This window comes from Rhizobium sp. Root1212 (assembly GCF_001424985.1).
GTDB lineage: Bacteria > Pseudomonadota > Alphaproteobacteria > Rhizobiales > Rhizobiaceae > Pararhizobium.
This window is the reverse complement of the sequence record NZ_LMDA01000023.1, coordinates 356,979-367,256: the sequence shown is the minus strand read 5'-3', so window position 1 is coordinate 367,256 and position 10,278 is coordinate 356,979. Positions and strand designations below refer to the sequence as shown.

Annotated in this window: 8 protein-coding genes and 3 pseudogenes; 8 read left to right on the top strand and 3 right to left on the bottom strand. The window is 62.9% G+C overall.

From position 1 onward, the window contains the following. The 4 genes and pseudogenes from ASC86_RS19800 to ASC86_RS19790 form a co-directional block, all read left to right on the top strand. Positions 1–333 (top strand): annotated as a pseudogene (locus ASC86_RS19800) (electron transfer flavoprotein subunit beta/FixA family protein); the annotation flags it as partial. Positions 334–359: 26 nt separating this feature from the next. Beyond that, positions 360–937 (top strand): annotated as a pseudogene (locus ASC86_RS19795) (hypothetical protein); the annotation flags it as partial. 165 nt (positions 938–1,102) lie between these two features. After that, positions 1,103–1,285 (top strand): annotated as a pseudogene (locus tag ASC86_RS25930) (FAD-binding protein); the annotation flags it as partial. Positions 1,286–1,482: 197 nt separating this feature from the next. Then, positions 1,483–2,355, top strand: a complete 873-nt coding sequence (locus ASC86_RS19790; RefSeq protein ID WP_056325141.1) for a 3-hydroxybutyryl-CoA dehydrogenase — start codon at positions 1,483–1,485, stop codon at positions 2,353–2,355. Between the two features lie 66 nt (positions 2,356–2,421). Here ASC86_RS19790 and ASC86_RS19785 read toward each other — a convergent pair whose 3' ends face one another. Further along, positions 2,422–3,093: a TlpA disulfide reductase family protein gene (locus tag ASC86_RS19785; RefSeq protein ID WP_056325139.1), complete on the bottom strand. Its 672-nt coding sequence runs from the start codon at positions 3,091–3,093 to the stop codon at positions 2,422–2,424. A gap of 44 nt (positions 3,094–3,137) precedes the next feature. Here ASC86_RS19785 and argH point away from each other — a divergent pair, with 44 nt between their 5' ends. The 4 genes from argH to ASC86_RS19765 all read left to right on the top strand — a co-directional run bounded on the left by argH (position 3,138) and on the right by ASC86_RS19765 (position 8,880). Next, positions 3,138–4,541: an argininosuccinate lyase gene (argH, locus tag ASC86_RS19780; protein WP_056325135.1), complete on the top strand. Its 1,404-nt coding sequence runs from the start codon at positions 3,138–3,140 to the stop codon at positions 4,539–4,541. An 88-nt stretch (positions 4,542–4,629) separates the two neighbouring features. Beyond that, complete coding sequence (locus ASC86_RS19775; RefSeq protein ID WP_056325239.1) at positions 4,630–4,821, top strand: lipoprotein; 192 nt, start codon at positions 4,630–4,632, stop codon at positions 4,819–4,821. A 16-nt stretch (positions 4,822–4,837) separates the two neighbouring features. Then, positions 4,838–6,106, top strand: a complete 1,269-nt coding sequence (lysA, locus tag ASC86_RS19770) for a diaminopimelate decarboxylase (RefSeq protein ID WP_056325133.1) — start codon at positions 4,838–4,840, stop codon at positions 6,104–6,106. A 173-nt stretch (positions 6,107–6,279) separates the two neighbouring features. Further along, complete coding sequence (locus ASC86_RS19765; RefSeq protein ID WP_056325130.1) at positions 6,280–8,880, top strand: TIGR02302 family protein; 2,601 nt, start codon at positions 6,280–6,282, stop codon at positions 8,878–8,880. Positions 8,881–9,133: 253 nt separating this feature from the next. Here ASC86_RS19765 and ASC86_RS19760 read toward each other — a convergent pair whose 3' ends face one another. Together ASC86_RS19760 and hpt are read right to left on the bottom strand one after the other, a co-directional pair. After that, positions 9,134–9,493 carry a response regulator gene (locus ASC86_RS19760; RefSeq protein WP_056325235.1) on the bottom strand — a complete coding sequence of 120 codons (360 nt, stop codon included), beginning with the start codon at positions 9,491–9,493 and terminating at the stop codon, positions 9,134–9,136. 190 nt (positions 9,494–9,683) lie between these two features. Next, positions 9,684–10,229: a hypoxanthine phosphoribosyltransferase gene (gene hpt, locus ASC86_RS19755; protein ID WP_056325129.1), complete on the bottom strand. Its 546-nt coding sequence runs from the start codon at positions 10,227–10,229 to the stop codon at positions 9,684–9,686. Between the last annotated feature and the right edge of the window lie 49 nt (positions 10,230–10,278).

The following is a 10,278-nucleotide window of genomic DNA, read 5'->3' as shown; positions in this document are numbered from 1 at the left end:
CAGGGTACCTTCGCCTCGAAGGTCGAGATCGGTGATGGCAAGGCGACCGTGACCCGCGAGGTCGATGGTGGCCTGCAGACCATCGACATCAAGCTGCCGGCGGTGGTCACCACCGACCTGCGTCTCAACGAGCCTCGCTATGCCTCGCTGCCGAACATCATGAAGGCCAAGAAGAAGCCGCTCGACAAGAAGACCCCGGCCGATTTCGGCGTCGACACGACCGCCCGGCTGAAGGTGTTGAAGACCGAGGAGCCGGAAGGCCGGAAGGCAGGCGTCAAGGTGAAGTCCGTCGCAGAGCTGGTGTCCAGCCTGAAGACCGCTGGCGTTCTGTAAACCGGAAGATTTGAGGAGATTACATCATGGCCATTCTTCTTCTGGCTGACCACGACGCCACCCACCTGTCCGACCAGACCGCCAAGGCGCTGACCGCTGCCGTCAAGATCGGCGGCGACGTGCATGTGCTCGTTGCCGGCGCTGGCGCCAAGGCCGTTGCCGAACAGGCCGCCAAGCTTGCCGGCGTGTCCAAGGTGCTCGTTGCCGAGGATGCAACACCTTCAAGCGGCCGATCTATGCCGGCAACGCCATCCAGACGGTTCAGTCCACCGATGCCAAGAAGGTGATCACGGTGCGCACCGCCTCCTTCGCCTCGGCATCCGAAGGCGGTTCGGCTTCGGTCGAGAGCGTCTCGGCTGCGGCCGATCCGGGTCTCTCCACCTTCGTCAAGGATGCGCTGTCGTCGTCGGATCGTCCGGAACTGACCTCGGCCAGGATCATCATCTCGGGTGGTCGGGCGCTCGGCTCGTCGGAGAAGTTCCAGGAGGTCATCCTGCCGGTTGCCGACAAGCTCGGTGCCGCCGTCGGCGCTTCCCGCGCCGCCGTCGATGCCGGTTATGCGCCGAACGACTGGCAGGTCGGGCAGACGGGCAAGGTGGTTGCGCCGCAGCTCTACATCGCCTGCGGCATCTCGGGTGCGATCCAGCATCTGGCCGGCATGAAGGACAGTAAGGTCATCGTCGCCATCAACAAGGACGAGGAAGCGCCGATCTTCCAGGTCGCCGACTTCGGCCTCGTCGCCGATATCGACGTGCATGAGATCGATGGTGCGCCGCAGCTCTACATCGCCTGCGGCATCTCGGGTGCGATCCAGCATCTGGCCGGCATGAAGGACAGTAAGGTCATCGTCGCCATCAACAAGGACGAGGAAGCGCCGATCTTCCAGGTCGCCGACTTCGGCCTCGTCGCCGACCTGTTCGAGGCGCTGCCGGAATTGGAAAAGGCGCTTTAAGCCTTCCTGATCCGAAAATCGAGGCGGCCGGCGCGATTTGTGCCGGCCGCCTTTTTCTTTGGCGCGCATGCGACGAAAGCAGACCCTTCTTGGCGTGAAAAGGGCTGGAAACTTCGCCGCGTTCGCTTTATCACTGGCACCCGGACCCGCGCCGCGCGACCCCCGCGTGGCCGCTGCGATGATGGAAACCCGGCTCGATGATCAAAACAATCGGAATTGTAGGTGCAGGACAGATGGGCTGTGGCATCGCCCAGGTATCGGCCATGGCCGGCTATAAGGTCCAGATCTATGATATCGCCGCCGACAAGGTCGAGCAGGGTCTGGCCACGATCAACGGCAACATGGCGCGGGTGGTTTCCTCCGGCAAGCTCTCCGACGAGGAGCGCAAGAAGGCGTTGTCGCTGATCAAGGGATCGGCCGATCTCAACGATCTGTCCCAGGCCGACCTCGTCATCGAGGCGGCGACCGAAGACGAAAGCGTCAAGCGCAAGATCTACGGCAATGTCTGCCCGGTGCTGAAGCCCGACGCCATCCTTGCGACCAACACCTCGTCGCTGTCCATCACCCGACTTGCCTCCGCGACGGATCGTCCCGAGCGCTTCATGGGCATCCACTTCATGAACCCGGTTCCGGTTATGAAGCTGGTGGAACTGGTGCGCGGCATCGCGACCGAGGAAGAAACTTTCAGCGCCGCCAAGGCCTTCGTCACCTCGCTCGACAAGACGATCACGGTGGCCGAGGATTTCCCGGCCTTCATCGTCAACCGCATCCTGCTGCCGATGATCAACGAGGCGATCTATACGCTCTATGAAGGCGTCGGCACGGTCGATGCCATCGACACCGCCATGAAGCTCGGCGCCAACCATCCGATGGGACCGCTGCAGCTCGCCGATTTCATCGGCCTCGATACCTGTCTCTCGATCATGCAGGTGCTGCACGACGGGCTGGCGGACTCGAAATACCGCCCCTGCCCGCTGCTGGTGAAATATGTCGAGGCCGGCTGGCTTGGCCGCAAGTCGGGCCGCGGGTTTTACGACTATCGCGGCGAAGTCCCGGTTCCGACGCGCTAACCCCCTCATCCGCCCTTCGGGCACCTTCTCCCCGCGGGGGAGAAGGAAGAAGCCGCGTGCTTTCATTTAGGTATTGGGTGTTGTCGCCGCCTTGATCAGCGCCTTCGCGTCATCGCTGTCCCATGCGGCCGGGCCGTTCATGGAGGAGACTAGGCAGCCCCTGTCGTCCATCAGCAGCGTCACCGGCAGGCCGAAGGCGAGGCCTTCTTTTTTCAGCGTGTTGAAGACACCCATGGAAGCGTCGCGGTAATAGCCGAGATCGTGAACGCCGGTTTCGTCGAGGAAGGCCTTGGGCTTTTCGTCGCCGCCGGTGTCGATGTTGACGGCGACGACTTCGAAGCGGTCGCTGCCGGCGGCCTTTTGCAGGGCGTTGAGGGCCGGCATCTCTTCACGGCAGGGCACGCACCAGGTAGCCCAGAGATTGAGAAGCACGGTCTTGCCGGTAAAATCGGCAAGCGTCAGGTCCTTGCCGTCGGCACCTTTGAAGGCGAGACCCGGAACGGCGCGCGGATCGGTGGCGGGGGACATGGCGGCGACCTGGCCCTTGAGGAAGGGCTTGATGGCGGTGACCTTTTGCGCCGCCAGCGGACAGGTGCCGGCGGCGGCAGTTTCGGTGGCTGCGCCATTGCCAGACCCGCTTTCCTTCACGTATACCACCGCCGCACCGGCGATCAGCCCCGCAAGGGCGGCGAGCGCCACGATCTTGGCGGCGGGAAGGCTCTTCTTCTGGTCTGTCATGTCAAATTCCACGGCAACGGGTCATTTCAGGGCGGGCATATCTCATGAGCGACGGCGCATCCGAAGGCAAATCCTCCAACCAGATGTGGGGCGGACGTTTCGCTTCGGGTCCGGACGCGATCATGGAGGAGATAAATGCCTCGATCGGCTTCGACAAGAAGCTTTTCGCGCAGGATATCCGCGGCTCAAAGGCGCATGCGACGATGCTGGCGCATCAAGGCATCATTTCGGCAGACGATAAAGACAAGATCCTTCACGGGCTGGACACGATTCTGTCAGAGATCGAAAGCGGCCAGTTCGAATTCTCCCGTCGTCTCGAAGACATCCACATGAACATTGAGGCGCGGCTGGCGACCCTGATCGGCCCCGCCGCGGGCCGCCTGCACACCGCCCGCTCGCGCAACGATCAGGTGGCGCTCGATTTCCGCCTCTGGGTGAAGGAAGAGCTGGCCAAGACCGAGACCATGCTGACGGCGCTGATCGCGGCCTTCCTCGACCGAGCAGAAGAGCATGTCGACACCGTCATGCCCGGCTTCACCCATCTGCAGACGGCGCAGCCCGTCACCTTCGGCCACCATTGCATGGCCTATGTCGAGATGTTCGGCCGCGACCGCCAGCGCGTGCGCCATGCCATCGAGCATCTGGACGAAAGCCCGATCGGCGCTGCGGCGCTGGCCGGCACCGGCTTTCCGATCGACCGCCATATGACGGCGAAGGCGCTCGGTTTCCGCGAGCCGACCCGCAACTCGATCGACACCGTTTCCGACCGCGATTTCGCGCTGGAATTCCTGTCCATCGCCTCCATCTGCGCCGTACATCTGTCGCGGCTGGCGGAAGAGATCGTCATCTGGTCGACGCCGCAGTTCGGCTTCGTGCGGCTGTCGGATGCCTTCTCGACCGGCTCCTCGATCATGCCGCAGAAGAAGAACCCGGATGCGGCCGAGCTGGTGCGCGCCAAGACCGGCCGCATCAATGGCTCGCTGATCGCGCTCCTGACCGTGATGAAGGGCCTGCCGCTCGCCTATTCCAAGGACATGCAGGAAGACAAGGAGCAGGTCTTCGACGCCGCCGAAAGCCTGGAACTGGCGATTGCCGCCATGACCGGCATGGTGCGCGACCTCACCATCCGCGCCGACAAGATGAAGGCGGCGGCCGGCTCCGGTTTCTCAACCGCAACCGATCTGGCCGACTGGCTGGTGCGCGAGGCGGGCCTGCCCTTCCGCGACGCCCATCATGTGACCGGCCGCGCCGTGGCGCTGGCGGAAGAGAAGGGCTGCGAACTGGCCGAGCTTTCGCTGGCCGATCTCCAGGCCATCCACCCCGACATCACCGACAAGGTGTTCGACGTCCTGACGGTCGAGGCCTCGGTCGCCAGCCGCACCTCCTTTGGCGGCACCGCGCCGAGCGAAGTGAGGAAACAGATCGCCTGGTGGCGCGCGAAAAACTGAGCACAACAAAGAGGGTGCACAACACCTTCAAAAATCGATAATGCTTTTTCAGATTGATCCGGCAGACGGCCGGCACCGGGAAAACGACATGCTTTCGCGTAAGACGACTTTTTTCATCCTTGCCCTTTCCGCCGCCGGCATCGTTCTTTCGGGCTGCGGCCGCAAGGGTGATCTCGATCGTCCGGGTGCCGCCGACATCAACCGCAAGGCCGCCGCCGGCGAAACCCAGAAAAAGGCGCCGGCTCCGGAACGTCCTTTCCTACTCGATCCGTTACTCTGAGCCATAGAGCAAAGCCGTGAACCACTTCGAATATCGCGACGGCATTCTGTATGCCGAAGACGTTTCCGTCATCGACATCGCCAAGGCGGTCGGAACGCCGTTCTATTGCTATTCCACGGCGACCCTCGAGCGGCACTACAAAGTCTTCGCCAAGGCTTTCGCGGATGTCGATGCGCTCGTCTGCTATGCGATGAAAGCCAATTCCAATCAGGCTGTTTTGAAGACGCTTGCCCGGCTCGGGGCCGGTGTCGATGTCGTTTCGGGCGGCGAGCTGCTTCGGGCGCTGGCGGCCGGTATTCCGGCAAGCCGAATCATGTTCTCCGGCGTCGGCAAGACGGTACAGGAGATGGATCTGGCGCTCGAAGCCGGCATCTATTGCTTCAACGTCGAATCCGAACCGGAACTGGAAGTGCTGAATTTGCGTGCTGTCCGTCTCGGCAAGCAGGCGCATGTTTCCTTCCGCATCAATCCCGACGTCGACGCCAAGACCCATGCCAAGATTTCGACCGGGAAGAAGGAAAACAAATTCGGCATCGCCTATGAGCGCGCGCGCGCCGTCTATGCCCATGCCGCCACGCTTCCGGGCATCAAGGTGACCGGCATCGATATGCATATCGGCAGTCAGATCACGGCGCTGCAGCCGTTCGAGGATGCCTTCCGGCTGCTGCGCGAGCTGGTCGATACGCTGCGCGGCGATGGCCATGCGATCGACCACGTCGATGTCGGCGGTGGCCTCGGCGTGCCCTACAAGGAAGACAACAACCCGCCGCCTCTGCCCGACGCCTACGCGGAGATCGTCAAGAACCAGCTGCGCGACCTCGGCTGCAAGATCGTCACCGAGCCCGGCCGGCTGATCGTCGGCAATGCCGGCATCCTCGTGACCGAGGTGATCTATGTGAAGGATGGCGGCTCGAAGACCTTCGTCATCGTCGACGGCGCGATGAACGACCTGATCCGGCCGACGCTCTACGAGGCCTATCACGAGATCCGGCCCGTTCGTATTTCCGCCGCCAATGCGCCGCGCATCACGGCCGATATCGTTGGCCCGGTCTGCGAGACGGGCGACTATCTGGCGCTCGACCGCGAGATGGCGATGCCGAAGCCGGGCGACCTGATCGCCATCGGCACGGCCGGCGCCTATGGCGCGGTACAGTCGGGCACCTACAATTCCCGCCTGCTGGTGCCGGAAGTTCTGGTGAAGGGCGACCGCTTCCATGTGATTCGGCCGCGCCGCACCTATGAGGAACTGATCGGCCTCGATTCGGTGCCGGACTGGCTCGCCTGAGCCGACGCGACCGGGATTGCGCTCACAATCCCATCACGTTTTCCGGATCACCCTCGTCTTCGCCACAAAGAATGTTATCGTGATCCGGGCGGGATGCTCCCCGCGGCGGAAACAGGGAACGCGAGTGGATGGCTGCAGGGCCGCAACGGCGACCGACTGAGGAAAAACCGGCGATGCGAAAAGGCGAACTCGCGAGAGCGCTGAGTTTCAAGCGAGTTATTGCGCGTATCGTGATGGTCGTCGAGCAGGCAATTCCGCGTGCGTTTCCGCCGCTTGGCATTCTCCTGACGTTTGCCGCCATTGCCTGGTTCGGCCTGTTCCGGGCGATGCCGTTTTGGCTGCATGCCTTCATTCTTGCGGCAAGCGGCATTCTCTTTCTCGCCTTTCTCGTTCCGCTCGCACGGCTTCGCCTGCCCGGCAATGCCGAGGCCGACCGCATGCTGGAAGAGCGCAACGGGCTGAAGCATCAGGCCATTGGGGTGCAGGACGATGTGCCCGCGACCGAAGGGGCCTTCGGACAGGCGTTGTGGCTGGAACACCAGAACCGCATGGCGCGGATGATCGGCAGCCTGCAGACCGGCTTGCCGCGGCCGGATATCGCCCGCCATGATCGCTATGCGTTGCGCGCCGTTCCGGTGCTGCTCGTCTGCGTCGCCTTCGCCTTTTCCTATTCCAACCGGGGCGGCAGCCTAATGGACGCCTTCCGGCTGCCGGAAGCGGCGGCAGTGCAGTCCGATATCCGCATCGACGCCTGGGTGACACCGCCGGCTTATACCGGCAAGGCGCCGATCTTCCTGACCGGGCGCGACAATACGCCGGACGGCGTGCTGACCATTCCGCAATTCAGCGAAGTCACGGTGCGCGTGGTCAGCGACGAGGCCATGCCCGTAACCTTCCGCGAGAAGGATTCGGTGGACGCGATCGCCATTCCCTCGCAGGAGGCGGACGCCGCGAAGAAGATGCCTGAGCAGGCGAAGAACGCGGCTGCGACGCAGCAGGCGGCGGCAAAGCCGGCGCTTCCGGGCAGTCAGACCCATCTTTACAAGATCAACCGCGATGGCGCGCTGTCCGTCGGCGGCCAGACGTGGGCTTTCACCATCATTCCCGATGCCGTGCCGGAAATCGCCTTTGACGGCATTCCGAAGACGACAGTGAATGCGGCGCTGGAAATCGCCTTTGCCGCCAGGGACGACTACGGCATTCAGGATGCCTGGGCCGAGATCAAGCCGCTGGACGACGCGGCGGACGGTGCGCGTCCCCTCTATCCGCTGCCGGAATATCGGCTGGACCTGCCGAAGCGCAATGCGCGCGAAGCCAAGGGGCTGACCAGCCGCAATCTTTCCGAACACCCGCTTTCCGGCAAGCGCGTGCGCATCACGCTCGTCGCCCGCGACGCGGCGGGGCAGGAAGGACGCAGCGTTCCGCAGGACATGATCCTGCCGGCGCGGCAATTCTTCGAGCCGCTGGCCGGTGCGGTCGCCGAGGAGCGGCAGGTTTTCGCACTCGATGCCAATGCGCTGCCGCGGGCGATCGATCTCAACGATGCCGTCACGGCGCTGGCGGAAGAGACCATCCCCAATCTCACCCATTTCCTGCTGATGAAATCGGCCCGCAGCCGCATGGCGCTGGCCCGCAATGACGACATGCTGCGCGACGCCGCCGATCATCTCTGGGAAATCGCGCTCGGCATCGAGGACGGCGATCTGGCGCTGGCCGACCAGCGTCTGCGCGAGGCCCAGCAAAAACTTTCCGAAGCGCTGGACCGCAACGCTTCGGATCAGGAAATCGCCAAGCTGATGCAGGAACTGCGCGACGCCATGAAGGAATACATGGATGCGCTCGCCAAGCAGGCGATGAAAAACCCGCGCATGGCCAACAATCCCGAGCGGGACAACATGGTCAGCCAGCGCGACCTGCAGAAGATGATGGACCAGATCGAAAATCTGGCGAAATCCGGCGCCAAGGATCAGGCCCGTCAGATGCTGTCGGAAATGCAGCGCATGATGAACAACCTGCAGGCCGGCCGCCCCCAGCAGGGGCAGCAAGGCCAGGACAACAGCGAAATGCGCCAGCAGATGGACAAGCTTGGCAAGCTGATGCAGGACCAGCAGAAGCTGATGGAAGAAACCTTCCGCAACGATCAGGCCCTGCGCGACCGCATGCAGCGCGGCGATCCGCTCGACGGCGAGGATCAGGAACTGTTCGATCAGGATATGCCGCCGCAGCCAGGGCAACAGCCCGACCAGAATGCCGGCCAGCCCGACCCCATGGACCAGATGACCGAGGAGCAGCTGAAGCAGGCCCTGAAGGACCTGAAGAGCCGGCAGGAGGCACTGTCCAAGCAACTCGGCGAATTGCAGAAGGGCCTCGAGGGCATGGGCATCAAGCCCGGCAAGGGTTTTGGCGAGGCCGGCCGAGAGATGAAGGGCGCTTCCGGTGCGCTCGGTGACGGCGAAGGCGAGCGGGCCGTCGGCAATCAGGGCCGGGCGTTGCAGGCGCTGCGCGACGGCGCGCAGGACATGATGAACCAGATGCAGGGTCAGGGCCAAGGCCAGGGGCCGGGCATTCCGCAATACGGGCAGAACGGCCGCGATCCGCTGGGACGGCGCCAGCAGAATGCCGGGCCGGATTTCGGCGATCAGGTGAAGGTACCGGACGAGATCGACACGCAGCGGGCGCGGGAAATTCTGGAAGAGATCCGGCGGCGGCTGGGGACGAACAGTTCGCCCGAGCTGGAGAAGCGGTATCTGGAGCGGTTGCTGGATATCCGGTGACGTTTTCTCGACAGGACGTCGTTTACGTCAGCTGTCGTCGTTCGTTTTCGCCGTGGGGCGTGGCGAGAAAACGGGAACTGTCATCCGTTTTCGACACCATTCAAAATCGCCCACTACATTAGAATATAATTAATCATACCATTGAATATTTTTCTAAACCGGGCAATTCCAGGGGTGGACTTCCCTCCAGAATCAAACAGGCAAGGCATTGGTGGATGCCTCGCCTGTTTTCTACAGCGTCCGGTTTGGGGCTTTAAGCAGCCAGCGCCACCGCGACGGCCTTGCGGATATCGGGCAGCGAGAAGGGCTTCGACACGACGTCGATGACCTTGCCGGTGAGGTTGTCGGCGCGTTCGCGCTGCTCGGCATAGCCGGTCATGAGCAGGATTTTCAGCGTCGGAAAGGCGGAAGATGCTTGCAGGGCAAGCTCGATGCCGTCCATGACGGGCATGCGGATGTCCGACAGCAGGAGATCGAATTCGTCGTCTTTCAGACAGGCGAGGCCTTCGGCGCCATCGGCGGCTTCGACGGTCTCGTGGCCGTCGAGCTGGAGGGCGCGCGCCACGAACCGGCGCAGGCCATCCTCATCTTCGGTAATCAGGATTTTCGCCATCATGGCCTCCATGGGTTCATAAAAGACCCCTGCCCGGCCGGCCGGACATCATATCCGGCGCGAATCACGAAACAGGAGCGCAGCGTCAGCCGCGCCCCAAATCACCAGACTTTCCTTTGCGTTCCGTAAACGCCCAAACGCAAGATAACGGGGTCGGATGTGCCGTTTCGGGTCACCCCCCCTTGCCGACTTAGTCCGCGTCGCCGGTGACGACACCGACGAAGGGAAGCTCGCGGAAAGCATAGGCGACATCCATGCCGTAGCCGACGACGAAATAGTCCGGGCATTCGAAACCGACGTAATCGGCTTCGAGGTCGATCTGGCGCTTGACCTTCTTGTCGAGCAGCACGGCGAGCGAAACCGACTTTGCGCCGCGCTCATACATCAGCTCCTTGGCGAAACGCAGGGTGCGGCCGGATTCGAGGATGTCGTCGATCAGCAGCACGTCGCGGCCGTGGACGTCACTGTCGATGTCCTTGATGATCTTGACGCCCTGCGACACCGTGCCGGTGCCGTAGCTGGAGAGCGTGATGAACTCGACCTCCGGCGCAAGGCCGGCGGCGTGCATGGCGCGGATCAGATCGGCGGCGAAGATGAACGAGCCCTTGAGCACGGAGATGACCAGCAGGTTGTCGGTCGGCCCCTTGACGATCTCGTCGGCCATTGCGCGATTGCGCTCGGCGATCACGTCCGCGCTATAGAGCGGCTCGATGTTTTTTCCACGGACGACAGGCATGGCTTTTCTCCAGAAACAGGTGGAGACAGCCTCGCAGCCTCCGAAACCC

What these genes read in the sequence shown, in the direction of transcription:
- ASC86_RS19790 (WP_056325141.1), top strand. Translation starts at nt 1,483, where the DNA reads ATGATCAAAACAATCGGAATTGTAGGTGCAGGACAGATGGGCTGTGGC.
- argH (WP_056325135.1), top strand. Translation starts at nt 3,138, where the DNA reads ATGAGCGACGGCGCATCCGAAGGCAAATCCTCCAACCAGATGTGGGGC.
- hpt (WP_056325129.1), bottom strand. Translation starts at nt 10,229, where the DNA reads ATGCCTGTCGTCCGTGGAAAAAACATCGAGCCGCTCTATAGCGCGGAC.
- ASC86_RS19765 (WP_056325130.1), top strand. Translation starts at nt 6,280, where the DNA reads ATGCGAAAAGGCGAACTCGCGAGAGCGCTGAGTTTCAAGCGAGTTATT.
- ASC86_RS19760 (WP_056325235.1), bottom strand. Translation starts at nt 9,493, where the DNA reads ATGGCGAAAATCCTGATTACCGAAGATGAGGATGGCCTGCGCCGGTTC.
- ASC86_RS19785 (WP_056325139.1), bottom strand. Translation starts at nt 3,093, where the DNA reads ATGACAGACCAGAAGAAGAGCCTTCCCGCCGCCAAGATCGTGGCGCTC.
- ASC86_RS19775 (WP_056325239.1), top strand. Translation starts at nt 4,630, where the DNA reads ATGCTTTCGCGTAAGACGACTTTTTTCATCCTTGCCCTTTCCGCCGCC.